This window comes from Streptomyces sp. NPDC051940, from assembly GCF_040680895.1.
Lineage (GTDB): Bacteria > Actinomycetota > Actinomycetes > Streptomycetales > Streptomycetaceae > Streptomyces.
Window position 1 is genome coordinate 11,929 of the sequence record NZ_JBFAXR010000038.1, and the last position, 25,938, is coordinate 37,866.

The 25,938-nt window shown below is 72.8% G+C and carries 20 protein-coding genes and 3 pseudogenes; 11 read left to right on the forward strand and 12 right to left on the reverse strand.

From position 1 onward, the window contains the following. The first annotated feature begins 93 nt into the window (after positions 1 to 93). A complete protein-coding gene (locus tag AB0M28_RS17185) occupies positions 94 to 1,887 on the forward strand; it encodes a protein kinase (protein WP_365404746.1) in 1,794 nt (597 codons plus the stop codon). Between the two features lie 28 nt (positions 1,888 to 1,915). Here AB0M28_RS17185 and AB0M28_RS17190 read toward each other — a convergent pair whose 3' ends face one another. Beyond that, a complete protein-coding gene (locus AB0M28_RS17190) occupies positions 1,916 to 2,464 on the reverse strand; it encodes a TerB family tellurite resistance protein (RefSeq protein ID WP_365404749.1) in 549 nt (182 codons plus the stop codon). 137 nt (positions 2,465 to 2,601) lie between these two features. Continuing rightward, positions 2,602 to 3,930, reverse strand: coding sequence for an aspartate aminotransferase family protein (locus tag AB0M28_RS17195; protein WP_365404752.1), 1,329 nt, complete (start codon positions 3,928 to 3,930; stop codon positions 2,602 to 2,604). 87 nt (positions 3,931 to 4,017) lie between these two features. Here AB0M28_RS17195 and AB0M28_RS17200 point away from each other — a divergent pair, with 87 nt between their 5' ends. After that, the gene (locus AB0M28_RS17200) at positions 4,018 to 4,926 is read left to right on the forward strand and encodes a LysR substrate-binding domain-containing protein (RefSeq protein ID WP_365404755.1); all 909 of its coding nucleotides are present in this window, start codon (positions 4,018 to 4,020) and stop codon (positions 4,924 to 4,926) included. Positions 4,927 to 4,954: 28 nt separating this feature from the next. On the opposite strand, the gene AB0M28_RS17205 is transcribed toward AB0M28_RS17200, so the two are convergent. Both AB0M28_RS17205 and AB0M28_RS17210 read right to left on the reverse strand, forming a co-directional pair. Next, positions 4,955 to 5,305: an MmcQ/YjbR family DNA-binding protein gene (locus AB0M28_RS17205; RefSeq protein WP_365404758.1), complete on the reverse strand. Its 351-nt coding sequence runs from the start codon at positions 5,303 to 5,305 to the stop codon at positions 4,955 to 4,957. A gap of 24 nt (positions 5,306 to 5,329) precedes the next feature. After that, entirely contained in the window at positions 5,330 to 8,305 is a 2,976-nt protein-coding gene (locus tag AB0M28_RS17210; RefSeq protein WP_365404761.1) for an AAA family ATPase, read from the reverse strand. Positions 8,306 to 8,470: 165 nt separating this feature from the next. On the opposite strand from AB0M28_RS17210, the gene AB0M28_RS17215 reads away from it, so the two are divergent. Next, a complete protein-coding gene (locus AB0M28_RS17215) occupies positions 8,471 to 9,949 on the forward strand; it encodes a glutamate--cysteine ligase (protein ID WP_365404763.1) in 1,479 nt (492 codons plus the stop codon). Between the two features lie 90 nt (positions 9,950 to 10,039). Here AB0M28_RS17215 and AB0M28_RS17220 read toward each other — a convergent pair whose 3' ends face one another. Then, positions 10,040 to 10,483: an SPW repeat protein gene (locus AB0M28_RS17220; RefSeq protein WP_365404766.1), complete on the reverse strand. Its 444-nt coding sequence runs from the start codon at positions 10,481 to 10,483 to the stop codon at positions 10,040 to 10,042. Between the two features lie 416 nt (positions 10,484 to 10,899). On the opposite strand from AB0M28_RS17220, the gene AB0M28_RS17225 reads away from it, so the two are divergent. Further along, positions 10,900 to 12,849, forward strand: coding sequence for an amino acid transporter (locus AB0M28_RS17225; protein ID WP_365404769.1), 1,950 nt, complete (start codon positions 10,900 to 10,902; stop codon positions 12,847 to 12,849). 22 nt (positions 12,850 to 12,871) lie between these two features. Here AB0M28_RS17225 and AB0M28_RS17230 read toward each other — a convergent pair whose 3' ends face one another. Both AB0M28_RS17230 and AB0M28_RS17235 read right to left on the reverse strand, forming a co-directional pair. Next, positions 12,872 to 13,591 carry a DinB family protein gene (locus AB0M28_RS17230; protein ID WP_365404772.1) on the reverse strand — a complete coding sequence of 240 codons (720 nt, stop codon included), beginning with the start codon at positions 13,589 to 13,591 and terminating at the stop codon, positions 12,872 to 12,874. Between the two features lie 106 nt (positions 13,592 to 13,697). Continuing rightward, on the reverse strand, positions 13,698 to 14,081 hold the full coding sequence (locus AB0M28_RS17235) for a nuclear transport factor 2 family protein (protein ID WP_365404774.1): 384 nt from the start codon (positions 14,079 to 14,081) through the stop codon (positions 13,698 to 13,700). An 87-nt stretch (positions 14,082 to 14,168) separates the two neighbouring features. On the opposite strand from AB0M28_RS17235, the pseudogene AB0M28_RS17240 reads away from it, so the two are divergent. Together AB0M28_RS17240 and AB0M28_RS17245 are read left to right on the forward strand one after the other, a co-directional pair. Beyond that, a pseudogene (locus tag AB0M28_RS17240) lies at positions 14,169 to 14,756 on the forward strand (helix-turn-helix transcriptional regulator); the annotation flags it as partial. A gap of 28 nt (positions 14,757 to 14,784) precedes the next feature. Then, positions 14,785 to 14,940: a hypothetical protein gene (locus tag AB0M28_RS17245; protein WP_365404777.1), complete on the forward strand. Its 156-nt coding sequence runs from the start codon at positions 14,785 to 14,787 to the stop codon at positions 14,938 to 14,940. Between the two features lie 13 nt (positions 14,941 to 14,953). On the opposite strand, the gene AB0M28_RS17250 is transcribed toward AB0M28_RS17245, so the two are convergent. Then, on the reverse strand, positions 14,954 to 15,568 hold the full coding sequence (locus tag AB0M28_RS17250) for a helix-turn-helix domain-containing protein (RefSeq protein ID WP_365404779.1): 615 nt from the start codon (positions 15,566 to 15,568) through the stop codon (positions 14,954 to 14,956). An 88-nt stretch (positions 15,569 to 15,656) separates the two neighbouring features. Between AB0M28_RS17250 and AB0M28_RS17255 the strand changes: the two genes are divergently transcribed. Then, on the forward strand, positions 15,657 to 16,694 hold the full coding sequence (locus AB0M28_RS17255) for an LLM class flavin-dependent oxidoreductase (RefSeq protein WP_365404781.1): 1,038 nt from the start codon (positions 15,657 to 15,659) through the stop codon (positions 16,692 to 16,694). 39 nt (positions 16,695 to 16,733) lie between these two features. Beyond that, a pseudogene (locus AB0M28_RS17260) lies at positions 16,734 to 17,432 on the forward strand (NADPH-dependent F420 reductase); the annotation flags it as partial. A gap of 42 nt (positions 17,433 to 17,474) precedes the next feature. Here AB0M28_RS17260 and infA read toward each other — a convergent pair. Together infA and AB0M28_RS17270 are read right to left on the reverse strand one after the other, a co-directional pair. After that, complete coding sequence (infA, locus tag AB0M28_RS17265; protein ID WP_365404784.1) at positions 17,475 to 17,699, reverse strand: translation initiation factor IF-1; 225 nt, start codon at positions 17,697 to 17,699, stop codon at positions 17,475 to 17,477. Continuing rightward, on the reverse strand, positions 17,696 to 18,490 hold the full coding sequence (locus tag AB0M28_RS17270; RefSeq protein WP_365404787.1) for a GNAT family N-acetyltransferase: 795 nt from the start codon (positions 18,488 to 18,490) through the stop codon (positions 17,696 to 17,698). The genes infA and AB0M28_RS17270 overlap by 4 nt, the downstream gene beginning before the upstream one ends. Before the next feature lie 292 nt (positions 18,491 to 18,782). Between AB0M28_RS17270 and AB0M28_RS17275 the strand changes: the two genes are divergently transcribed. Further along, positions 18,783 to 19,907: an FAD-dependent oxidoreductase gene (locus AB0M28_RS17275; protein WP_365404790.1), complete on the forward strand. Its 1,125-nt coding sequence runs from the start codon at positions 18,783 to 18,785 to the stop codon at positions 19,905 to 19,907. A gap of 27 nt (positions 19,908 to 19,934) precedes the next feature. Here the strand turns inward: AB0M28_RS17275 and AB0M28_RS17280 are convergent, their stop codons facing one another. After that, on the reverse strand, positions 19,935 to 20,912 hold the full coding sequence (locus AB0M28_RS17280) for a LacI family DNA-binding transcriptional regulator (protein WP_365404792.1): 978 nt from the start codon (positions 20,910 to 20,912) through the stop codon (positions 19,935 to 19,937). A 200-nt stretch (positions 20,913 to 21,112) separates the two neighbouring features. Here AB0M28_RS17280 and AB0M28_RS17285 point away from each other — a divergent pair, with 200 nt between their 5' ends. Continuing rightward, the gene (locus AB0M28_RS17285) at positions 21,113 to 23,992 is read left to right on the forward strand and encodes a glycosyl hydrolase (RefSeq protein WP_365404795.1); all 2,880 of its coding nucleotides are present in this window, start codon (positions 21,113 to 21,115) and stop codon (positions 23,990 to 23,992) included. A 278-nt stretch (positions 23,993 to 24,270) separates the two neighbouring features. After that, positions 24,271 to 24,558 (forward strand): annotated as a pseudogene (locus AB0M28_RS17290) (helix-turn-helix transcriptional regulator); the annotation flags it as partial. 293 nt (positions 24,559 to 24,851) lie between these two features. Here AB0M28_RS17290 and AB0M28_RS17295 read toward each other — a convergent pair. Then, on the reverse strand, positions 24,852 to 25,796 hold the full coding sequence (locus tag AB0M28_RS17295; protein WP_365404798.1) for an NAD(P)-dependent oxidoreductase: 945 nt from the start codon (positions 25,794 to 25,796) through the stop codon (positions 24,852 to 24,854). Positions 25,797 to 25,938 lie beyond the last annotated feature (142 nt).

Consider the following 25,938-nt stretch of genomic DNA (forward strand, 5'->3'; position numbering starts at 1 on the left):
GCATCCCCGGAACCCTTCAACTCGCCTGCCCCGTAAGCCCCGTTAGTGTGTCCCCGGCACAGAGGGAACCAACCTCGAATCGGGGAGTACGCGATGGCGGGCGAAGGTCGGGCGGACGACGGCGGCAGGATGATCGCCGGCCGCTACCGCACGGTGGCGATGCTGGGGCGCGGCGGGATGGGCACCGTCTGGCGGGCCGTCGACGAGACGCTGGGACGCCAGGTCGCGGTCAAGGAGCTGCATCCCCCCGCCGGAGCGGACGCGGCCGCGGCGCTGGCCGGGCTGCAGCGCCGTATGCAGCGTGAGGCGCGGGCGGCGGCGCGGATCAACCACCCCGGCGTGGTGTCCGTGCACGATGTCACCGAGCACGAGGGCCACCCCGTCATCGTGATGGAGCTGGTCGAGGGCGAGTCGCTCGCCGACGTGATGCGCCGCGACGGCGTCCTCGATCCCCTGGACGCGGCCGGGATCGGCGCCAGGGTCTCCGAGGCCCTGGCCGCCGCCCACGAGGTCGGCGTGCTGCACCGCGATGTCAAGCCCGGCAACATCCTGCTCGAAAAGGGCGGCCGGGTGGTGCTGACCGACTTCGGTATCGCCGCCATCGACGACGCCGGCGACGCCGACACCCTGACCGGCCACGGCGAACTCGTCGGCTCCCTCGACTACCTCGCGCCTGAACGGGCCCGCGGGACGCAGCCGGGTCCGCCCTCCGACCTGTGGTCACTGGGCGCCACGCTGTACGCCGCGGTGGAGGGCGGGACCCCGTTCCGCAGCTCGTCCACCTGGTCCACCATCACCGCGATCGTCGTCCAGCCGCTGCCCGAGCCGCGCCGGGCCGGGCCGCTCGCGCCGGTCCTGCACGCGCTGATGGCCAAGGATCCCGGATCCCGTCCGGACGCCACGCAGGCGGCGCGGCTGCTCGCCGCGGTCGCGGCGGCCGAGCCCCTGCCCACCGACGCGACCGGGACGGTGCGCCTCGGCCGCCCGGCCCCGCCGGCGTATGCGTCGGAGGCGCCCTCCCCGCCCATACCGGCGGGGTCCTTCGGACCGCCGCCCGCCGCCCCCGACCAGGACACCGCCCCGGCGGTGACGCCCCGCGCGACGCACACATCCGGCGTCTCCCCCGCCGGCCCCCGGCCGCGCCGCCGCGGGCCGGCGATCGCCGCGGCCGCCGCCGCCGTGCTCGTCGTCGGCGGCGGCGTCACGTATCTGGCGGTCGACAACGGCGCCGACGCGAACGCGGGGGCTCCCGCCGACGCCACACCCACACAGTCGGGCGGGCCGTCGTCGCAGGACCCCGGCGGCGCCTCCTCGAAGCGCCTCAGCAGCCCGTCCGCGGACGGCGGCAAGGGGAAGAAGGGCGCGGGCGGCACGGCAGCCTCCCGCAGTGCCGAACCCGCGGACAACCACTCCCCCACCGCCGGCAGTTCACCGACCGCGTCGAACGCACCAGCCCCGGAGCCCTCGGCAGCCGACTCCGGTGACGAGTTCGTCAACACCAAGAGCGGGAAGTGCCTGTCCCTCGACGGCACCGCCAACGGCACCCCCGTCGTCCAGCGGACCTGCTCCGGGGGCGCGGAACAGCAGTGGCGCTGGGCAGGATCCGGCACGCTGCGGCACGTCACGTCCGGGAAGTGCCTGTCGGTCGACGACGGCGGCAGCACCGCCGACGGCGCCCGGGCCGTGCTGTGGACCTGCATCACGGACTGGGACGCACCGGAGCAGCGGTGGACCCGCACCTCGAGCGGTCAGATGAAGAACAGCAAGAGCAGCAAGTGCCTGTCGATCGCCGACGGCGGCAGCACCGCCGACGGCGCGGGGGCCATCCAGTGGAGCTGCATCACCGACTGGGACGCCCCCGAGCAGCGCTGGAAGCAGACCACCTGACCGCCGGGCCGTGACGGGCCGCGCCGGGTCAGAGCTGGAACTCGGCCGGTGAGACTCCCAGCGTTGCGCACGCCTCGCGGATGACCGTCTGCTCGGGCTGGGAGAAGTCGCCGTCCGCCGCCGCGATGACGATGCCGGTCTGGATCACCGCCCTCGCCTCGGTCGGCTTCTTGGCCGCCTTCGCGATGTCCCGCATGGCCTCGGCCCTGCCCTGCGCGAAGTCGCGGGTGAGCCGGTCCACGTGCGCGTTGAAGCGCTGGCGCAGCTGGTCGGGCGGGAAGTTCTGGAGTACGTCGTTGCTGAGGATCATCGACTCCACGTGCTGGCGCTCGGCCGGGTCCACATGGCCGTCGGCGGCGGCCACCAGCGCGCACATCGCCATGCTCGCGTCCCGGTACGCACCGCTCTTCAGCTCGGTCTTCAGCGAGCCGAGCTGCGTCTTGAGCGTGCTCACCAGCTGGGACCGGGCACCACTGCCGGAACCCCCGCCGTGGCGCTGCCCGCCCATCGGGGAACGCCCTCCCTGCGCCTGCTGGAGCGCTCTGGCCTGGTCCTTGAGCCGGTTCCACACTGCCATGCCTGGGTCACCTCGGTCTGCGTCTGCGTCATCGGTCCGGCCCGCGTGCGGGCGCTCACCGGATCAACGGCCGCGGCAAGGTAAAGGTTCCACCAAGCCAGGTGGTCCGCCGGGCGCGTGGTCACCGGGCAACGCGGTCAGCGCCCGGCGGTGGCGTCCCCGATCGCCTCGTCCAGGATCGCCAGGCCCAGCGCCAGCTCGTCCTCGGTCGCGGTCAGCGGCGGCGCGATCCGGAAGACCCCGCCCATCCCCGGGAGCTGCACGATGTTCATGTGCAGGCCCAGCTCCAGGCAGCGCCGGGTGACCCGCGCGCCCAGTTCGTCCGAGCTCTGCTTCGTCTCCCGGTCCGCGACCAGTTCGAGACCGGCCAGCAGGCCCCGCCCGCGGATGTCGCCGACCACCGCGTGGCGTGCGGCGATGTCCTCCAGGCCGCGCCGCAGGAACGCGCCGAGCGTCCGCGCCCGCTCGTCGAGCCGGTCCCGGACCAGGACGTCGAGGACGGTGTTGCCGACCGCCGCCACCAGCGGGTCGGCGACGTGTGTGGTGTAGAACAGGAACCCCCGCTCGTACGCGTCCTGCTCGATCTCGGCACTGGTGATCACGGCCGCGAGAGGCAGGCCGGCGCCGAGCGTCTTGGAGAGCGTGAGGATGTCGGGGACCACGCCGTCGCGCTCGAACGCGTACCAGGTCCCGGTGCGGCACAGCCCGGTCTGGGCCTCGTCGAAGACCAGCAGCATGCCGCGCTCCCGGCATTTTGCCTGCAGGGCCGCGAAGTATCCGGGCGGCGGTTCGATGATGCCGCCGGAGCTGAGGACCGGCTCGACCAGGCACGCCGCCAGGCTCCCCGTCGACTGGGCGTCGATCAGGTCGAAGGCGAAGTCCAGTTGGCGGCGCCAGTCGAGTGCGCCGTCGGCCGTGGTGAAGTCGGGCCGGTACGCGTTCGGCACCGGGATGGCGAAGTTGCCGGGCGCGGCCGGGCCGTAGCCCTTGCGGCCCGCGCTGTACGTGGCGGACGCGGCGGCCTGCGTCATGCCGTGCCAGGACCGCGCGAAGGCCACGATCTCGTGCCGCCCGGTGACGAGTTTCGCCATCCGGACGGCGGCCTCGTTCGACTCGGCGCCGGTCGTCAGCAGCAGCGCCTTCTCCAGCGGCGCCGGCAGGGTGCCGGCCAGCCGCCGGGCGAGGTCGACCACCGGGCGGCTGAGCATGCCGCTGTAGAGGTGGTCCAGGGTCGCGACCTGCCGCTGGACGGTGGTGACGATCTCCGGGTGCGAGTGGCCGAGGATGGCGCTCATCTGGCCGGAGGTGAAGTCGAGGATCTTCCGGCCGTCGGCGGTGAACAGGAAGCTCCCCGCGGCCCGGTCGATGATCTCGCGGGTGAACTCGCCGCCGTAGCGGACGAGATGCCGTTCGGCATCGGACCAGAACGCTTCGGCGGGCGGCGCGGTGATCGTCGTAGCAGCCATGGACCCGACGCTAGGGCGCCTCCGAGCGACACGTCCATCTCACGTTTCCGGCTTTGCTGTACGGCTCGTCCGCACAAGGATGGCACCATGATGAATCCCTGGCGGCTGCGGCTGCTCAGCCAGCTGGACACACTGGGCACGGTCCGGGCCGTCGCCCAGGCCGCCCACCTCAGCCCGTCGAGCGTGTCCCAGCAACTGGCCGTGCTGGAGGCCGAGACCCGCACGCAGCTGCTGGAGCGCACGGGGCGGCGGGTGCGGCTCACCTCGGCCGGGCTGATCCTCGCGCGGCGGGCCCGGGCGATCCTCGATCACATGGACGGCGTCGAGGCGGAGCTGCGCGGGTTCGGCGACGAGCCCGCCGGGCTGGTGCGACTGGGGGCGTTCCAGAGCGCGATCCACAGCATGGCCGTGCCGGCGGTGACCCGACTGGCGAGCGAACACCCGCACCTCGAGGTCGAGTTGCTGGAGCTCGAGCCGCACGCGAGCGTGCCCGCGCTGCGCACCGGCGACGCGGACATCGTGATCACGACCACGGACTTCGACGAGCTGCCGCTGGGGCCCGACCTCGACTTCGTGACGCTGGCGACGGACCCCGTCCTGCTGGTCCTCCCGCCCGAGCACCCCGCGGCCCGGCGCGGCGCGGTGGACCTGGCCGCGTGCGCCGACGAGCCGTGGTCGTTCGACGTTCCGCAGTCGTACATGGCGAATCTCGCGCTGCGGCTGTGCCGGCAGGCGGGCTTCGAGCCGAAGGTGGTGTGCCGGTTCAGCAACTACATGATGTCCCTGCAGCACGTCGAGGCCGGTCTGTCGATCGCCCTGCTGCCCGGCCTGGCGGTCGACCGCCGGTATCGCGTCGCCACCCGGGAGCTCGGCTCCCCGGTCACGCGCACGATCACCGCGGCGGTACGTCGCGGGTCACCGCCTCGTGCGGCGGTCCGCGCAGTGCTGGACGCGCTGCGCCACCAGGAGCACGGCCGCGGCGCGGTGAGGCCCTGACGACGCCCGGCGGCCGTCTCAGGTGCCGTCAGCCGGCGTCGCCCAGGTGTTCCGCGGCCACCCGCTTCGGGACGACCATCCGCCAGGCGTCGATGACGATCTCCCGCATCTCGTCCGCGTCCAGCGCGCTCGTCCTCGCCTGCACCCAGTTGAAGCGCTCGTCCACCGGGTCCGGCATCAGGAACTTGTCCGGCTCGGCTGCGACGAGGTCAGCCCGTTCCTCCTTGGGGAAGGCAAAGCCCATCACCGTCTCGTCGCGGGAGAACGCGACGTAGACGATCCCGCGGACCCGGAACTTCACCCGGTCCCTGACGAGCGCCTCCTCCGTGCGCGGCAGGGCCCGTGCCACGGACCTGACGTCCTCGACTGTCACCGTCATACGGCCACGATCCCACGCCCGCTACTAGGCCGTGGTCTCCGGTTCGATCAGTCCCTGGCGGTAGGCGACCGCCACGGCCTCGGTGCGGCTGGCGGCGCCCAGCTTGGCCAGGATGTTGGAGACGTGGACGCTGGCCGTCTTGCCGCTGATGAACAGCTCCTCGCCGATACGGCGGTTGGTCAGGCCCCGGGCGAGCAGCAGCAGCACGTCGCGCTCGCGCGCCGTCAGGACGGACGCCTCGGGCTGGGGCCGGGCCTGCAGCCGGCCGCGCCGGATCAGGGCGTCGACGTCCTCCAGCAGTGGCCGCGCGCCGAGCGTGGCCGCCGTCTCGTGGGCGGACCGGGCACAGTCGGCCGCCTCCGTGCGACGGTCCGCGGCCAGCAGGGCCTCGGCCAGCCGGCTCTCGCAGCGGGCCCGTTCGTACGCGTCGCCGTACTCGGCGAAGGCGGCGACCGCCTTCTCCCAGGCACCGGTGTCCGCGCGCCCCGCCGCCCGGCTCTCCTCCGCCTCGGCGCGGGCCAGCCACGCCCTGCCCTCGGGGCCGTGGCCGTCCTCGCTCTTCTCGGCCGTGACCCGGGCCAGCGCGGCGAGTTCGGCCGCCGTGTCCGTCCAGCGGCGGACGCTCTCCTCGTCGCCGGTGAGGCGGCCGTCGCCGGCGGCGTCAGCGACGGCGGACAGGGCCAGCGCGGCGAGGCGGACGGCGATGTCGTGGTGCTCGAAGCCGGATCCCTCGGTGAGCCGGGCGATCGTGGACCGTACCTGTTCGACGGCCGCCTCGGGGTCGTGGCGCATGGCCGCGTCGTCGGTCAGCACGATTCCCGCGACGATCCAGGCCATCGTGTCGAAGGGCTGGGCTAGCAGCGCGCGGGCACCGTCCGCCGCGCCCTGCTCGCCGCGGCCCAGCGCGACGTACAGGGCGGGGCCGGTGACGAACGCCCCTGCCGCGGGCATCCGTTCCGCGTCGGCCCTGGCCGCGTTCGCGCAGTCGTCCCAGCGGCCGAGGGTGTAGAGCGCCAGGGACTGCAGGTAGCGCATCATCAGCGGATAGGGCGCCGTCAGCAGGCCGGCCCTGCGGGCGCGGTCGAGCCCCTCCGCGAGCCAGGTCAGGCACTCCTCCAGGACGCCGGACTCGAAGCAGCCGATGGCCAGGTTGAACAGCGCGCGCAGTTCGATGGAGTCGTTCTCGGCCCGCCGGGCCAGATCGCGGGCCTGCCGCAGCCGCAGTCTGCCCTCGGGCGTGCGGCGGCCCTCCCCCTCGAGGCCCACCAGGGAGATGGTCAGGTCGGCCTGGGCGTCGGGCATGCCGAGCGACTGCGCCTTGCCGAGCGCCTCGACGGCCACGCGGTGCGCGGTGTCCTCGTCGCCCACGTAGTTGGCGGCCATCACGTGCGTGGCGGCCGCCCAGACCCAGGTCCGCGAGGGCGGGTCGGGCGCGATCATGGCGAGGGCGTCGCTGCTGTGGGCGAAGGCGGCGGTCACGCTGTCGATGTCCATCAGCCGGCCGGCCAGGGTGTAGCGGACCCGGGCGGCCAGCTCGGAGTCGGCGTCGGAGCCCACGCGGGCCAGCGCCGCGCGGGTGAGGGAGACGGCGCGGTGGCTCTCGCCGGCGTGGGCGGCCGCGGCCGACGCGCGCAGGGTGAGGGTGATCTCGGTGAGGCCCGCCGTGTCGGGCCGCTCGGTTTCGTCGACCGCCTGCCACAGGTCGAGGGCGGCCTCGAGATGGCGGAGCTCCTCGGCCGGTGCGCCGATGTGGCGGGCGTACTCCGCCGCCTCGAGCGAGGCTTCGAGTGCGCCGGGCAGGTCGTGGCTGGCGCGCGCGTGGTGGGCGCGGGCGGCCGGGCGGCTGCGGGTGGCGGGCAGCTGGGCGAACACGCGGTGCAGGCGGACGCGCTCGCCTGGCAGCAGGTCGGTGTAGACCGCCTCCTGGATCAGTGCGTGCCGGAAGGCGTACGTGTCGCGCTCGGCGGTGGCTTCCACGGCACCCGGGCCGGAGACCAGGAGCCGCCGGCCGATCGCCTCGCGCAGGGCTGCCTCCAGTTCGTCGTCGGGGAGCTCGACGGCGGCGCGCAGGACCTCGTGCTCGACGCTGCGGCCCGCGACGGAGGCGGTGCGCAGCACCTGCTGGGCCGTACCGGAGAGTTGTTCGAAGCGGACGAGGAGGACGTCGGCCAGCCCGCTGGGCACGTCGGCCGAGCCGGGGCCGCCCGGATCGTCCGCGGTGGCGGCGAGCAGCTCCTCGGCGTAGAAGGCGTTGCCCTCGGCCCGTTCGACGATGCGGCGCACGGTGGGGTCGGGCAGCGGAGCCGTGCGCAGGGTGCGTACGAGCCGCTCCACGTCGCTGTCGGCGAGCGGCCGGAGCTCGAGCCGCTCGACGGCGGGCAGCCGGATCAGTTCGGCGAGGAGCGGGCGCAGGGGGTGGCGGCGGTGCAGGTCGTCGGTGCGGTAGGAGGCGACGACGGCCATCCGCTGGTGCGTGCCGCCGGCGCGTTGGAGGGTGGCGCGGCTGAGGAGGAAGCGCAGCAGGTCGCGGGTGGACTGGTCGGCCCAGTGCAGGTCCTCGAGGACGATCAGCAGCGGGGCGGCCTCGGCGAGGTCGGCGAGCAGCGCGGCGATGTCCTCGAAGAGACGCAGGCGCGCGTCGGCGTCGCGGCCGGCGCCGTCCGCGGCGGGCCGGCCGCCGATGAGCCGCTCGGCCAGCGTGTGCGAGGCCAGGATCGGAGCGAAGCGTTCGTCGGCGGCGAGGGTGCGGAAGATCTCGGTGAGGGGGAGGTAGGGCAGCCCCACGTCACCGAGGTCGACGCAGTGCCCCGTGACCACGGTCATCCCGGCCGCCGCGGCCCGGGTGGCGGTCTCGTCGAGCAGCCGGGTCTTGCCCACCCCGGCGTCGCCCGCGACGAGGACGGCGCGGGCCTCGCCCTCGCGGGCGCGGTCGAGCAGGCCGGTCAGACGGGACAGCTCGGCGTGGCGTCCGACGAGGGGTGATTCGGTGGGGAGTGGCACGGAGCCATGGTGTCACGGGGGGCCGACATCCGGTCCGGCCGCTCCCGCCCCCGGCCCGCGGGACGGCCCGCGGTCCGCCGCCCGGAGGCGCCCCGAGCCCGGGTGGGCGCAGAGCGCCGTGCCGGAGGTGTTCCCGCGAACGGTCCGGCGTGCGAACGTAACGGTATGGGCGAGCAGGTCGCGCGGCGCGAGTTCAGCCGGGAGGACCGGGCGCGATACCGGAGCAAAGTACGCCAGTGCCTCGATGTGTTCGCCGAGATGCTGCGCGGTGCCCGGTTCGACTCCGAGCGGCCGATGACCGGCCTGGAGATCGAGCTCAATCTCGTCGACGCGGGCGCCGAGCCCGCGATGCGCAACGCCGACGTGCTCGCGGCGATCGCCGACCCGGCCTTCCAGACCGAGCTGGGCCAGTTCAACGTGGAGATCAACCTGCCGCCCCGGCGGCTGGCCGGCGACGGCCCGGCCGCCTTCGAGCGGGACGTGCGCGCCAGCCTCAACGCGGCCGAGGAGAGGGCGCGTACGGTCGGCGCGCACATGGTCATGATCGGTATCCTGCCGACGCTGCGCCGCGCGCACATCACGCTCGGGTCGCTGTCGGCCAACCCCCGCTACGCCCTGCTGAACGAGCAGATCTTCGCGGCGCGCGGCGAGGACCTGGACATCCGCATCGACGGCGTGGACCGGCTCGCCGTGACCGCCGAGTCGATCGCTCCGGAGGCGGCCGCCACCAGCACCCAGTTCCATCTGCAGGTGAGCCCGCCGCAGTTCGCCGCGTACTGGAACGCCGCCCAGACGATCGCCGGGGTGCAGGTGGCGCTGGGCGCGAACGCCCCGTTCCTGTTCGGCCGGGAGCTGTGGCGCGAGACCCGGATCCCCCTGTTCGAGCAGGCCACCGACACCCGGCCGGAGGAGATCAAGGCGCAGGGCGTACGGCCGCGGGTGTGGTTCGGCGAGCGCTGGATCACCTCGGTGTTCGACCTGTTCGAGGAGAACGTCCGGTATTTCCCGGCGCTGCTGCCGATCTGCGACGAGGAGGACCCCGCCGGGACCCTGGCCCGGGGCGACACACCCCGGCTGCCCGAGCTGCGGCTGCACAACGGCACGGTGTACCGCTGGAACCGCCCCGTCTACGACGTGGTTCACGACCGGCCGCACCTGCGGGTGGAGAACCGGGTGCTGCCGGCCGGTCCCACGGTGGTCGACACCATGGCGAACGGCGCCTTCTACTTCGCCGTGGTCCGGATGCTGGCCGAGGCGGAGCGGCCCCTGTGGTCGCAGATGTCGTTCAGCGCGGCCGAGGAGAACTTCCACGCCTGCGCCCGGCACGGCATCGCGGCCACGGTGTACTGGCCGGGCCTCGGCTATCTGCCGGTGACCGAGCTGGTGCTGCGCCGCCTGCTGCCGATGGCGCACGAGGGGCTGGACCGCTGGGGCGTGGCCCCGGCCGAGCGCGACCGGCTGCTGCGCGTCATCGAGGGGCGCTGCCTGACCGGGCGCAACGGCGCGACCTGGCAGACGGAGACGGTGCACCGTCTCGAGGACGACGGCGACCTGGACCGGCGGGCCGCGCTGCACGCGATGCTCACGCGGTACATCGAACACATGCACGCGAACGTTCCCGTGCACGAGTGGCCCGTGCGCTGACCGCTGCACGCGTCGGCGCACGGGATGTGAGGGGCCGGCCCGTCCGACGGCGTGGGCCCGGCCCGGGTGTCTCCTTTACGGGGCGGGTTTCTACGGCTGGGGGGTGCGCTTGGCCGCCGTACCGGCGCACATCAGCCCCAGGACCACCGCGAGGCCGCCGATGATGACGTTGTTGAGGATGACCCCGGCGTCCGGGCTCTCCCCGACTACCCACGGGGCGACGACCATCCAGGCGCCGATCGCGCAGAACGCCCAGCTCAGGCCGTACATACGCTCAGGAGCCCGGGTGAATCCGAGGGCCAGCAAACAGATCGCGACGCCAACGATGAGGTTGTGCGTCACGAGGTCGGGCTGGCTCGTCGTGTAGTGGAGTATCCACGGGGACACGGCGCAGTACAGACCCAGCAGGAACACCGGCCCGTCCACGAGCGCCACATCGCGGCCGCCGAGCATGCGGGCGTACCTGTCCCGCATCTCGGAAGCGTCGGGGTGAGTGGTGATGTCACCTCTGGTGGTAGGCGAGATGTTGGTCATGACCCGTCTCCTTCGACTCGTAGACCCGACCACATCCAGCGTGGAGTACGGCTTATACCGTCTAGATATATTCTGCCCTTATTTCTTCCTTATGTGTAGAGGTCAGAAGCCCACACGATTCCTAACGGAATCTTGACGCCCCCCATACGGCGCCGCGCCGGGCCCGTTCACCCCCGCACGGAGGAGACTCGGCCCGACGGGAGAACCCGGTTTGCGACTGTATGTCGTCACACCAAAGCACCTGAATCCTCTTCTATGATCCAATTCCGCAGCAAAACCTCCATAACCGGTCAGATCACCCCTCAACACCCGCTCTCATCCACCGCACTGCGGCGGGTCTTCCCTGTTTACGCTGATCGGCGCCGTCCTTCCGTGACGAGCTGACACCCGTCCCTCGCCCCATCGGGAGCACATCCATGTCCGCGTCAGACACCGCCGGTACGAGCCGCCTGCGCGCCTGGATGCTCGAGGGGTTGTCGGACATGGGCCGGCACCAGAAGGGCACACAGGCGGAGCGCGGGAGCGCCCACAGGGGGCAGCGCTGGTGGCGGGTCATGTGCCTCACCGGCGTCGACTACTTCTCCACGCTCGGCTACCAGCCCGGCATCGCCGCGCTCGCCGCCGGGCTGCTGTCGCCCATCGCCACGATCGTGCTGGTCGTGGTCACCCTGGCGGGCGCGCTCCCCGTCTACCGCAGGGTGGCCGAGGAGAGCCCGCACGGGCAGGGCTCGATCTCGATGCTGGAGCGGCTGCTGTCGTTCTGGAAGGGCAAGCTCTTCGTCCTGACACTGCTCGGCTTCGCCGCCACCGACTTCCTCATCACGATCACCCTCTCCGCGGCCGACTCCTCCATCCACCTGCTGGAGAACCCCCACACGCCGGACTGGCTGCACGGGCGGCAGATGCTCGTCACGCTGCTGCTCATCGCGCTGCTCGGAGCGGTCTTCCTCAAGGGCTTCCTGGAGGCCATCGGCGTGGCCGTGGCGCTGGTCGGGGTGTATCTGGCGCTCAACGCGGTGATCGTGGTCAACGGCCTGTGGCACCTGGCCACCGAGTCGCATGTGATCAGCGACTGGTCCTCGGCGCTGACGGCCGAGCACGGCAACGTCGTGGCCATGGTCGGCGTCGCCCTGATCGTCTTCCCCAAGCTCGCGCTGGGGCTGTCCGGTTTCGAGACCGGCGTCGCGGTCATGCCGCACGTCGAGGGCGATGCCTCCGACACGGAGGAGCACCCCCGCGGGCGGATCCGCGGCGCCAAGAAGCTGCTCACCACCGCCGCGCTCATCATGAGCGGGTTCCTGATCACCTCCAGCTTCATCACCACGCTGCTGATCCCGGAGGAGGCGTTCGAACCCGGCGGTGCGGCCAACGGCCGCGCGCTCGCCTATCTGGCGCACGAGAACCTCGGCAGCGCCTTCGGCACCGTCTACGACGTCGCCACCATCGCCATCCTCTGGTTCGCCGGCGCCTCCGCGATGGCCGGGCTGCTCAACCTGATGCCGCAGTACCTGCCCCGCTACGGGATGGCCCCGCACTGGGCCCGCGCGGTACGTCCCATGGTGATCGTCTTCATTCTGGTGGCGTTCCTGGTCACCTGGATCTTCGACGCCGACGTCGACGCCCAGGGCGGCGCGTACGCCACCGGCGTGCTCGTCCTGATCTGCTCCGCGGCCATCGCGGTGACCATCGCCTCGCACCGGGCCGGACAACGGAAGTGGACCATCGCCTTCGCCGCGATCTCGGTGGCGTTCGTCTACACCACCGTCGTCAACGTCATCGAGCGGCCCGACGGCGTCAAGATCGGCGCCTGCTTCATCGCGGGCATCATCATCCTGTCCCTCGCCTCCCGGCTCGCCCGCGCCTTCGAACTGCGGGTCACCGGCGTGACCCTGGACCCGATGGCACAGCGGTTCGTCCGCGACATGTCCCACCGCACGCTGCGCTTCATCGCCAACGAGCCCGACGCGCGCGACGTCGCCGAGTACCGGGACAAGATCCAGCAGATCCGTGCCGACAACGACGTACCGCCGGAGGACGACCTGATCTTCGTCGAGGTCACCGTCCTCGACCCGTCGGAGTTCGAGGCCCATCTGCGGGTGTGCGGCGAGGTCCTGCACGACCGCTACCGCGTCCTGACCCTGGAGCACTCCTCCGTCCCCAACGCCCTGGCGGCCTTCCTCCTGCACGTGCGCGACCTCACCGACCAGCGCCCGCACATCTACTTCGAGTGGTCCGAGGGCAACCCGTTCGCCAACTTCCTGCGCTTCTTCCTCTTCGGCCAGGGCGAGGTCGCGCCCGTCACCCGCGAGGTACTCCGGGAGGCCGAACGCGACCGGTCGAGGCGCCCGCGCATCCACGTCGGCTGACCGCGCGGCGGGCGGGGCGCCGTTACGGCGCGGGCTTCGACGTGACCCGCCACAGGTCGCGCAGCAGCGCGATCTCGGCCATGTGGTGGATGAACTCGAAGACCGAGCCCGACAGCGCGGAGACGTAGGGCTCGTACGGGGCGGAGCTGTACGGGTACGCGCACAGGCCGACGGTGTCCAGCTGCTCCTCGGTGACCGATCCGACGCTGTCCCGCCAGCGGTCGACCACCGCCCAGAACCGCTCGAGGGTCTCGGCGGCGGACGGGCTGAAGTCCACCATCTGGTGGGGGTCCTGGCGGCGTTCGCCGAAGGTCCACTCCCAGTCTCCGGCGAACTCGTAGTGCAGATGCCCGAGCCGCCACGCGATCGTCGTGACCGGCGCCTCGTCGGGCTCGGGCTCACCGGTGTGGGCGAGGACCTCCTCGACCCTGGCGACGCCGACGCTCCAGTCGTCGGCGATCTGCTCGACGGTCATACCGCTCTCGACCTGCCGGGCGACCTCCGCGTACTCGCTCGCCGGGATGTCGGGGGCGCCGCGGTCGATGACCCAGGCGCCGGGTCCGAAGGCCCGAGCCGTCCTCGCCTCGCCCCGCGGCCGGATCGACCAGCAGCCGGGCACGGGCTCCCACAGGTACTCCTCGTCGCCGAGGCCGGTGAGCCGCACCTGGGCCATCTCCCGGGCCTTGTCGAACTGTTCGAGCAGAATGCCCAGCCGGTCGGTACGGCTGCCCTCGGTCTCCATGCCAGCTCCCTTCGGGGTCGTATGCCGTGCCGTACGGCACGGGCGGAAGCTAGCCGCTGAGGCAGCGCGGGCGCGACTGATTTCCCGGCCCGGCGACACACGTCGGTCAGCCTTCGGCCGACTGCCACCACAGCAGGTTCGCCGCCGAGTCGGCGACGGGTTCGATGAGCTCCCATGCCTCGGCGATCAGGCCGTCCTCCAGCCGCCAGATGTCGACGGCCGCGATCCCGGGGCCGCCGCCTTCGATCCAGCGGTGCGAGTGCAGGACGACGTGATCGCCGTCGGCCAGCACATGGCGGAGTTCGACCCTCAGTCCGGCCAGGGGGACGGCGCGGACGGCGGCGAGCCACTCGGCCTTGGTGGACGAGGTCGCGTCCGGCTTGTGGTGGATGAAGTCCTCGCTCAGCCGCCGCGCGAGCGCGTCGACGTCGCCCGTCCCGACCAGCTCCGCCAGGGTCTGTTCGACGATCTTCTTGTTCTCGGTGGTCATGCGCCCAGTGTTCGGCGCACTCCCGGCAGTTGTCGATGAACTCCCATTTCATGGCGCCCGGCGCCGCGAAGGGTAGCCTCGGTCAGCGTGGCGACGGTCGGGGAGCTTCTACGGCAGTGGCGGCATCGCCGGCGGATCAGCCAGCTCGATCTCGCGATCGCCGCCGACGTCTCGGCCCGCCATGTCAGCCTGGTCGAGACGGGCAAGTCCAACCCGAGCGCGGACATGGTCCTGCGGCTCGCGTCCCACCTCGACGTACCGCTGCGGGAACGCAACCGGCTGCTGCTCGCCGCGGGCTTCGCACCCCGGTACACCGAGCGGCCGCTCGACGGTGACGCGCTGTCGTCGGCACGTGACGCCGTCCGGCGGGTGCTGCGCGCGCACGAGCCGTATCCGGCGCTGGTCCTCGACCGCCGGTGGAACATCGTGCTGGCCAATCGCGCCGTGGACCCGTTCTTCGCCTACGTCGCCCCGGAGCTGCTGCGGCCGCCGGTCAACATGCTGCGGTTCGGGCTCGACCCGCGCGGGTTCGCCCCGCACATCGTCAACATGGGCGACGTGCGGGCCGTACTGCGCGCGCGGGTCTCGCGTCAGCTGGCGGTCGCTCCCGACGCGGAGCTCGGCGCGCTGTACGAGGAACTGGCTGGCGCCCGGCGGCGGGGAGGAGACGGGCGGGCGTATCGAGTCCGACATCGTCGTCCCGATGGTCTTCCGGTTCGGCGCCCGGGAGTTGCGGCTGTTCTCGACCATCACGACGTTCGGCACCCCGGTGGACATCACGCTGGACGAGGTCGCGATCGAGTCGTACTACCCGGCGGACGCGGAGAGCGCGGCCTACTTCACCGAGTCGCCGCCGTAGGGTCCGGTGGGGGTCACGTCCGGCAGAGCCGTTCGACCAGCGTCTGCCAGCTGTCCGCCAGTGGCGCCGTGTCCGGTGCGGGGGCCGGGTCGGGGCCCGGTAGCGAGAGGAAGATCAGCAGCGGGCCCTCCAGCGCCGACGTCAGCTGCAGCGTGAGGCTGCCCAGGTCCGGGACCGCCAGGTGCGCCTGGCGCAGGAGCATGCCGATGTGCGCCCGGGTGAAGCCGACGCCCTCGCCGGCCGGGACCGGGCGGTTGCGGTCCAGCGCGGCGCGCGCGATGACGTGGTGGGCGGTGAGGAACTCCGTCCGGGCGCGGCCGTACGCGATCAGCCGCTCCACGGGGGCGGCCCCGGGGCCCAGCGGCGGCGGGCCGGTCAGGACCCGCTGCTGGAAGGCGTACTCGTCGTCGTCCAGCAGCGCGTGGAAGATCCCGGCGCGGGTGCCGAAGCGGCGGTAGACGGTGCCCTTGCCCAGGCCGGCGCGCTCGGCCAGGCCGTCCATCGTGACCTTGTCGGCCCCCAGCTCCGCCATCATCGCCCGCGCGGCGGCCAGCAGCTGCTTCCGGTTGCGGGCGGCGTCCGCGCGCTCCGCGCGGGGACGGCCCACGGGCACCAGGGATCGGTCCATGCCGTCCAACCTACTCCTCGGGAATAGGAAGCGGGGTAAAGTCCGCTTACGCTCACGAGACGCCACCGTACCGTGAATGGAGCCCCTCATGTCTGACGTCACCTTCGGCCTGGACACCTTCGGCGACGTGCCGACGGACGACGCCGGCGCCCTCGTCTCCGACGCGCGGGCCGTCCGGCAGGTCGTGGAGGAGGCCGTGCTCGCGGAGGACACCGGCGTCGACGTCCTCGCCCTCGGCGAGCACCACCGCCCCGAGTACGCCGTCTCCAGCCCGGAAACGGTGCTGGCCGGCATCGCCACCCGCACCAGCCGCATCCGCCTCTCCTCCGGCGTGACCGTGCTCAGCTCGGACGACCCGGTCCGGGTGTTCCAGCGCTTCTCGACGCTGGACGCGCTGTCGAACGGCCGGGCGGAGATCATCCTGGGGCGCGGCTCCTTCACGGAGTCCTTCCCGCTCTTCGGTTACGACCTGGCCGACTACGACACGCTGTTCGAGGAGAAGATCGAGCTCTTCGCCGAGCTGCTGAAGGAGAAGCCCGTCACCTGGAGCGGCACCCAGCGGGCTCCCCTGGTGCACGCCGACGTCTTCCCGAAGACGGAGTCCGGCCGCCTGACCACCTGGGTCGGGGTCGGCGGCTCGCCCGAGTCGGTGGTCCGTACCGCCCGTTACGGATTCCCCCTGATGCTCGCCATCATCGGGGGTCCGCCGAAGCGCTTCGCCCCGTACACCGAGCTGTACCGGCGCGCCGCCGACAAGTTCGGCACGACGGCGTACCCGGTCGGCGTGCACTCGCCGGGCTTCGTCGCCGACAGCGACGAGGAGGCACGCGAGCTGCACTGGCCGCACTTCAAGCTGATGCGCGACCGCATCGGCGCGCTGCGCGGCTGGCCGCCGGTCACGTCCGAGGAGTACGCGCACGAGATCGAGAACGGCTCGCTGTACGTCGGCTCCCCGGAGACGGTCGCCCGCAAGATCGCGGCCACGGTCGGGGCGCTCGACGCGGGACGGTTCGACCTGATCTACACCACCGGGCCCGCGTCGATGAGCAGCCGGATGCGCGCCGTCGAGCTGTACGGCAGCAAGGTCGTCCCCATGGTCCGCGACATCCTCGCGGACGGAGAGTGACGGCGCGGTTGCAGGCGTCGTAAGAGTCGTAAGAGTCGTGAGAGACGCAGGAGAGAACACATGGACACCACCGTGCGCACCCTCGGCATCCTGGGCGCGGGCAAGGTCGGTACCGTGCTCGCACGGCTCGCCCTGGCGGCCGGCTACCGGGTGCTCATCGCCGGATCCGGCGACCCGGACCGTATCGCCCTGACCGCCGAGGTGCTCACGCCCGGCGCCGTCCCCGTCACCGCGGCGCAGGCCGCGGCCGGGGCGGACGCGGTGATCCTGGCCCTCCCGCTGGGGAAGTACCGCACCGTTCCGGCCGAGGAGCTGCGCGGCAAGCTGGTGCTGGACGCGATGAATTACTGGTGGGAGACCGACGGGGTCCGCGAGGACCTCACCGATCCGCGCACCTCGTCCAGCGAGATCGTGCAAACGCATCTGCCGGCCTCGCGGGTGGTCAAGGCGTTCAACCACATGGGCTACCACGACCTCGAGGACCGCGCCCGCCCCGCGGGCACCCCGGGGCGGCGGGCACTCGCGATCGCCGGTGACGACCCCCGCGACCTGGCCGAGGCGGCACGGCTGGTCGACGCGTTCGGCTTCGACCCCGTCATGGCGGGCCCGCTGGCCGAGGGCGTGCGCCTGGAGCCGGGCACCGAGGCGTTCGGCGCGGTCGCCGAGGCCGGGGCGCTGCGGGCGATGCTCGATCGCTTCGAGCGGCCGGAGCGGACCCCGGTCACCCAAAGGGCGTGACCGGGGCCCGCGATCAGCTGCCGCGGACGGTGCCGGCCGGCGCTAGTTCCGGTAGCGGAACACGATCCGGCCGCGCGTCAGGTCGTACGGCGGGAGCTCCACCAGGACCCGGTCCTCCAGGTAGATCCTGATGTAGTGCTTGCGCATCTTCCCGCTGATGTGCGCGAGCACCTGGTGGCCGTTGTCGAGCTCGACGGTGAACATCGCGCTGCGCAGGCACTCGACGACCCTGCCCTCGGCTTCGATGACGTTCTTGTTCCTCGTCATCGGACCAGCTCCAGATTGCTGCCGACCGGCCGGGCGCCGATGCCCCGGAACAGGGCCGAGGCCGCTTGGTTGGACTCGTGTACTTCGGCGTGGGCCACGGCGTACCCGGAGCGGTGCAGCGTCCCCAGTGTGTGCGCGAGCAGTGCCCGGGCGATGCCGCGGCGCTGCTCGCCGGCCCGGACGGCCACCAGCCCGATGCGCGGCCGGTTCACCGTCACCACGCGGATCAGGCCCAGGTAGCGGTCCGCAGCGGCGGCCACCGCGTACTTCGACGGGTCGACGATGGTGTCGCCCTCGGGGTGCGGAATCACCTCCGCGGGCATCGACCGCCACCACCCGCCGGCCGCCTCGACGTCGTCGCGGATCGCGCGGTCCACCGCCCGCAGCAGACCCTCGTCCGCCTGACCGGCGGGCACGATCGTCACGCCCGGGGGCGGGAGTACGTCTTGGAGCCCGGTGGTCCGCGGATCGGTCGGCACCGCGTACTCCCACTCGCGGCGCCCGTCCGTGAACCCTGCGCGACGCCAGTTGGCCGTCAGTTCGCGGTCGTCCTCGTCGACCACCGTGTACAGGGGCGACGGGAGTTCCGCCAGCATCGCCTCGGCGAGGCGGTCGAAGGCGGCGTCGTGCCATGCGTCGATGCCGACGAACAGGCGTCCGTCGGGCCGGGTCTGCGCATACCCGCTGCCGACCACCAGGTCGTCGTCCAGTGCGTGCCATTGCCTGTCGGCTACGCGCGTGATCACCACGGCGTTCCCGCTCAGGCCGGATGGAGAAGGCTTCGTGTTCATCGGAGTCTCCCTTCCAGGAGTGCCTCGTTCTCAGGCGCTCCTGGCGACACCGAAGGTCAGCCGCCGGACCGTGACGGGATGAGGGAGCACCCATGGGTAACTGTGTTCACGGGTCTCACCTCCCTACGACGACTCACGATCCGCCACGACGGTATCCGCGGCGCACCGCCTCGCTCAAACTCTTTTCCCGGTGGCGCGCGTGCCGGAGTGTCCGGTCAGGGGATCGCCGGCCGGGAGGGCGGCGGTACGGGCATGCTGGGGACGGGAGTTCGCCGTCCGGGAAGGGGTGTACATGGGGATCGGGTCTGTGAAGCGGCCCGTACGGGTCGCTGTCGTCGGAGTCGGCGTCCTCGGAGCCTGCGTGGGCTGGAACCTGTCCCGGCGCGGCGCCGAGGTGGTCCTCATCGACGGGGGTCAAGCGGGCGAGGGCGTCACCAACTGGTCCTTCTCCTGGGTCAACGCCAGCAACAAGACCGTATGCAGGTCCTACTTCGACCTGAACGTCGCGGGCATGGCGGCGCACCGCGAGCTGGCCGGGACCATCGGTCCGGACTCGTGGTGGTATCCGAGCGGGCATCTGCGCTGGGCCGGCGATCCCGCGGCGGAGGCGAAGCTCCTGGCCGCGGTCGAACTGCTGACCGGCTGGGGCTACCGTGCCGAGGTGTGCACGGGGGCCGAGGTACGCCGCCGCCTCGAACCCGCCGTCACGGTGCCCGGCGATGCGGCGGTCGTGTACTACCCCGACGAGGGCTGGGTGCACGGACGTCATCTCGTCGCCCGTCTGGTCCGCCAGGCCGTCGCGTCCGGCGCCGAGCACCGCTTCGGCGTCGCGGTGCACGACATCGGCACGGGTGCCGACGGGAGCGTTCGCGACGTCGCCCTGTCGGACGGGAGCCGGCTCGATGTCGACATCGTCGTGAACGCGGCCGGTCCCGGCGCCGCCCGGATCGCCGGCCTCGTCGCACGGCACCTGCCGATGCGCCGCGAGCCGGGCGTCGTCACCCGGCTCGACTGCGTGAAGGTCCCGGTCCGCCGGGCCATGCACGCGCCCGGCATCGAGTTGCGTCCGGACGGGGACACCTCGGTGGTCCTCCACAGCCGCGAGGTCGACGCGCTCATCGACACCGGCGAAGATCCGGCGGAACTCGCCCGGCTGCTCCACGAATCGGCGCGCCACGTCGTCCCCGAACTCGGCGACTGCCCCATCGCGCAGACCCGCGTGGTCAACCGGCCCATCCCGGCGGACGGGTTCCCCTCGGTGGGAGCGGTGCCGTCCGTGCCCGGCTACTACGAGGCCGTCTCCCACAGCGGGATCACGCTCGGGCCGGTCATCGGCCGGCTGCTCGCCGCGGAGATCCTCAGCGGGGAGAGGGACGAGCTGCTCGCCGACTTCCGTCCGGAGCGGCTCTCCCCGTGAACCGCGTAGGTCCGCGGCCGGCGGACCTCAGGCGGACGAGCGTACGACGAGCTGCGGCCCCTGCCACGCGTCGGGGAGATGCGGTTCCCGCCCCTCCAGCGCCGCGGCGATCACCTCGGCGCGGTGCCGGCCCGCCGCCCGCAGGTCGAAGGCGACCGTGGTCAGCGGCGGGTCCGTCAGGCGCGCGGTGGGGATGTCGTCGGCGCCGACGACGGCGAGGTCGCCCGGTGCCGTCAGGCCGTGCCGGCGCAGCCCGGACAGGACCGCGGTCGCCGTCTCGTCGTTGAAGGCGCACACCCCCGTCACCGACTGCGCCCGCCAGCCCGCGACGGCCCGCGCCGCGTCCGCGGCCTCCAGGGGCGTCTCCAGCACAACGGGCGCGGCCACGCCCGCCTGCGCGCACGCGGTGGCGGCGCCCAGCAGCCGACTCTCGGCCATGGGCTGCAGGGCGGGGTCCGGGGGCAGGGCGTAGCCCAGCCTGCGGTGGCCGCGGGCGACGAGGTGTTCGGCCTGCAGCCTGCCGACCGCCCGCATCCCGACGTCGTCCGACGCGCCGCGCGGCAGTACGACGTCCGCGCCGGCCCGGCACAGGGCCTCGGCCGTGTCGTCGTCGATGGAGTCGAGGCTGGTCACGGCGGAGGCGCTGAGGGTCGCGCACACATCGGGCAGGGGACGGCCGTGGGCGCCCGCGAGATGGGTGACCAGGGTCAGGCCGCGGACGGCCAGAGCGGACGCCAGCTCCTCGACGAAGCGGCCGATGCTCTGCCCGATCGGCAGGTCGGGGACGGACAGCAGGACGATGTCGCTGCGCCCGGCGGCCAGGGCACGGGCCGAGGCGTGCGGGCGGTAGTCGAGGCGCCGGGCGGCCTCCAGGACGCGGCGCCTGGTGTCCTCGGGGATCGTCTGGCCGGGGCGGTCGTTGAGCACGAAGCTCACCGTGGTGCGCGAGACCCCGGCGGCGCGGGCGACGTCCGCGCTCGTGGTCCTCTTGGCAGGTTGCGTCATGGCCCTCTCGTCGACCGTGGGACTGCGGTGGTGCCGACCGGGTCATCGTAGGACCCGGCCCTTCGTTATGCGCTCGTAATCTCCTGCCCTCTTGCTCTCACCCCGTTCCTGTCATGTACTAACGCGCGTTAGTCCTGAGGATTGAATCGTTTCATCTCCGCGATCCGTCGCCACCGCACTCAAAAGCCCCTGGAGCCGTCATGCCCCCTCTCTCCCGCCGGCAGTTCTGGGCCGGCGCCACCGCCGCCGCCGTCGCGCCCACGCTGGCTCCCGCGTTCACCGGAGCCGCCGCCGTACCGGCCGCCGCCGCGTCGCCGGTCCCCGGGTTCGCCCGCCCGCCGGCCGGGGCCCGGCCGAAGATCCGCTACTGGTGGCCGTGCGGCGAGATCACCGCCGAGACGGTGGACGCGGAGCTGAAGGCGATCGCGGACCGGGGCTTCGGGGCCGTGGAGATCCAGTGCTTCTTCACCTCCGACCCGAAGCGCTACGGCTGGGGCAGCCCCGTCCTGACCGAGCGCCTGGAGCAGGCCGTCGCGGCCGGCCGCGCGTACGGCGTACGCGTCGACCTCACGGTGGGCCCGGCGTGGCCGCTGCTGACGCCCGGACTGACCCCCGACAGCCCCGAGTCGGCGCAGGAGCTCGTGTACGGGCGCACGGTGCTCGCCGGCGGGGAGTCGTACGACGGGCCGGTGCCGGCCGGCCCGGCGCCCGCGGCGGGCGTCACCCGGCAGACCCTCGTCGCGGTGCAGGCGTTCCGCTGCGCGGGCCCGGCGGACGCGAAGCCGACCGTGCTGGAGAAGGACACCCTGGTGGATCTCACCGGCGCGGTGCGCGACGGCTCCGTCTCCTTCACGGCGCCGGCGGACGGGACGTGGCTGCTGCTCGGGTTCTGGCAGCGCGGCACCGGGCAGATCCCGGTCGTACGGCAGTCCGTGTCGGCCGAACCCGCCTACATCGTCGACCACTTCAGCGCCGCGGGCACCCGGTCGGCGACCGACTACACCGACGCGCACGTGCTCACGCCCCGGCTGCGCAGCCTGCTACGGGCCAACGGCGGCGACGTCTTCGAGGACTCCCTCGAGCTGGACTCCGCGCAGCACTGGACCTGGGGCCTGCTCACCCGCTTCGAGCAGCTGTGCGGCTACAGCCTCCGCCCGCTGCTGCCCGTGGTGTTCATCGACAGGATCCACCGGCAGTACACGCCGGTGGGCCCCGACGACGCCCCGGACTTCGAGTTCACCGACGGCATCGGGGCGCGCGTCCGGGAGGACTACTACCGCACCCTCACCGACCTCTACCTCTCCGAGCACGTGGAGCCGCTGAAGCAGTGGGCGCACGGGCTGGGCCTGAGGCTGCGTGCCCAGCCCTACGGCACCACCACCGACGTCGCCACGGTGGGCGCGGCGCTGGACGTGAACGAGACGGAGTCCCTCGGCCTCGCGCCGGGTTACGCCGACGAACCGTTCCGCTGGATCTCCGCCGGCTCCGTCCACCTCTCCGGCCAGCGCGTGTACTCGCTGGAGGGCTGCGCCACGCTCGACGAGGCGTACGCGCAGACCTGGCCGCAGATGCTGGCGCACTTCAACACCGCCTTCGCGCACGGCGTCAACCAGATCGTCTTCCACGGCTACTCCAGCGCCGAGCGCGTCGGCGAGACCGGCTGGCCCGGCTGGTCCCCCTTCACCAGCCAGGGCGGCAACGGCTTCTCCGAGGCCTGGGGCCCGCGTCAGCCCACCTGGGCCGACACGGACAAGATCACCGACTGGACGGCGCGGGTGCAGCATGTGCTGCGACAGGGGCGCCCCTCGGTGGACCTGGTGGTCTACCGCCACAGCTACGGCCACGACGTGCGGGTGCCTGAGGGCGCCGCGGGTTACACGTACGACTACGCCGGACCCGACCAGCTGGCCGGCACCACCGTGGCGGGCGGGCGGCTGGCCCCCGACGGCCCCGGCTACCGGGCGCTGGTCCTCGACCGCCCGCCCACCCTGCCGGTAGCCACCGCCCGGCTGCTGCTGGCGCACGCCCGCAGCGGCCTGCCCATCGTGGTCGTGGGCGCCCTGCCGGACCGCGTCCCCGGCGCCCACCGGGCCGGTCGGCAGGACGCCGAACTCGCCCGGCTGCTCCAGGTGCTGGTCCGTCAGCCGTCGGTGCGCCGGGTGTACGGCCAGGACGGGCTGGCGGCGGTGCTGAAGGAGTTGGGGGTCACGCCTGCCGCCGACGCCGCCGGTCTGGCGGCGGTACGCCGGACCGTGCCCTCCGGCGAGCTGTACCACCTGCACAACCCCACCGACCGGACCGTCACCGCGGACGTCTCCCTCGCCGGCACCGGCAGGCCGTACGAACTCGACGCCTGGACCGGCACGATCGCCCCGCTCGGCCGCTACCGCGCGGGCTCCGGCCGGGTGAGCGTTCCGCTCAGCCTCTCCCCCGGCGCCTCCACGATCATCGCCCTCGCCGGGCGCCATGCCCCGCACGCGGTCGCCACCACCGGCGGCGAGGTCGTCGTCGGGGACAGCGGCGCGCTGCGTCTGCGCGCCACCGCCGCCGGCACGTACACCGTCACGCTGGACGACGGCACGCGGCGCCGGGTGGTGGTGCCCGTGGTGGCGGCCGCCGCGCAGCCCGGCGGCTGGACGCTGTCCGTCGACGACTGGCACCGCGGTACGGACGGCAGGCTCGCGATCACCCGGCACGACCTCGAACTCGGTGCTCTGCGGCCCTGGTCCGAGCTCCCGGGCCTGGCGGACGTCTCCGGCGTCGGCACCTACCGCACCACGTTCCACCTCACCGGCGCGGACGGTGCCTGGCTCGACCTCGGCCGGGTCACGGACACGGTCGAGGTGACCGTCAACGGCACGGTGCTGCCCGCCCCGGACCAGGTCACCCGGCACCTCGACCTCGCGGATCAGGTCAGGGAGGGCACGAACACCCTCACCGTCCGCGTCGCCACCCCCCTGCGCAACCGCCTCCGGGTGACGGAGGGTTTCCCGGCCCAGACCGCCAAGACCCGCCAGGAGTACGGCCTGCTGGGGCCGGTACGGATCACGCCGTACCGGGAGGTGCCGATCGCCGGCTGACCGGCGGGGCGTCCGGCCCGGAGAGCTCGATGATGTTCCCCAGGTTGTCCCTGATGAACGCGATGCGCCGGCCGGAACACGTCGTCGGGCGGTACGGGACGCCGCGACGCGCCCGCCATCAGCTCGATCCTGACGGCGCCGCCGACGAGGAAGACGAACCGCGTGCCGTGGGCGTCGAATCGCTGGTCGACGGTGAAGCCGAGCCGGCTCGCGTACCACTCGACGGTGGTGTCGAGATCCTCGGCGGTCACGCGGAGGCCAGGAGCGAGAGTCGGCGTATGGCGAGTGACGGGACGGCACTGGGTGCGACGCTCCACGCGTGGCGTGACCGCATCTCCCCGGCGTCGGTGGGGCTGCCGCACGGAGGTACGCGCCGCGCGAAGGGGCTGCGGCGGGAGGAACTCGCCGAGCCGGCGGGGATCCCCGTCGACTACGTGGTGCGTCTGGAGCAGGGCCGCTCCACCACCCCGTCGGCGCAGGTGGTCGCCGCACTCGCGCGCGCCCTGCGGCTGACCGGTCCCGAGCGGGAGCACCTGTTCCGGCTGGCCGGTCTCGTCCCTTCCTCCGGGTTGGAGGTCTCGACGGCGGCGGCCCGCATCTGTCGCACTGGCCCGTGACGTCGCGCGATCAGGGCGCCGCCGAGACCGCCGTCGTGGCCGATCTGCGCCGTGCCACGGGGCGCTTCCCGCTCAGCGCGCCTGACCGGCCTGGTCGGCGAACTCATCGCCGGCAGCGACCGCTTCGCCGCGCTGTGGGCCTCCGGTGCGGTCGGCGCCTGGCCTGCCGCCCGGGTCCGACCGCGTGACGTGGCTCCACGCGGTACCGGACCGGGCGGCCGGGAGGTTCGACCACCGGCGGGTCACCGCCGCATCATCTCCCTGAAGCCCTGTCGCCACGAGGCGTACCGCGGCGTCCAGCCGAGGTCCTTCTTCGCCTTCGCGTTCGAGGCGCCGCGGATCTGCGTCGAGGCCATGGCGATGAACTCGCCGGCGAGCAGACGGCCCACCCAGCGGGGGACGTTCATGGGCTTCTTCGCGCCCGCCGCCTCCGCCAGGAACGGCAGCCATTCGGCCAGCGGTGCCGGGTCGTCGTCCACGATGTTGTAGATGCCGGGTGCACCGTGGTCGACCACCGTGACCGCGGCGGCGGCCGCGTCCGCGACGTGCGTGAACGACCAGACGCCGCCGCCTCCGCCGACCACCGGGAACTGGCGCTTTGTGACCAGCTCCAGCTGCTCGCCGCCCGGCTCGATCGACGTACCGGGGCCGTAGAAGCCGCCGTACCGCAGCACGATGCCGTCGATGCCGGGTGCCGAGGTCACCGCCTCCTCCAGGTGCCGGATCGCGGCGACGGTCTGTTCGCTCCCGGGCGCCGGATGTGTGTCGACCGGATCCTCCTCCGTCTTCACCGGGCCTCCGGTACGGGCGTACAGCACCTGCATCGCGCTCTGCGCGACGAACCGGCGTACGCCGAACTCCTTGGCCGCCGCCAGGAGGTTGTCGGTGCCCTCCGTGCGCAGCCGGTTGGTGACCGCGAAGTCCCGGTCCACCTTGCGCAGCTTCAGGTTGCCGGCCAGCGCGGTCGCCTGATGGATGATCACTTCCGGCCGGTACCGCTCCACCACGTCCCGTACCGCGGCGGCGTCGAGCACGTCCAGCACGACCGCGGTCGCCCCCGCGTCGCGCAGCCGCGCGGTCTTGGCCTCGGAGGTGGTCGCCGCGACGACCGAGTGGCCGGCCTCGACGAGCTGCGGCACGAGCTGGCTGCCGACCGCGCCGGTGGCACCGGTGACGAGAACCTGCATGATGATCTCCTCAGGGAGAGAAGCGGCTTCCGCCTGCTTCGGTGTCGTTCTGACACCGCTGGGACGGTTGCCGTCGCGGCGGATGTGACATCACCGGGATCCGCGGCCGCCGATGTGGCCCGGATCACGCCGGGTCAGTCCT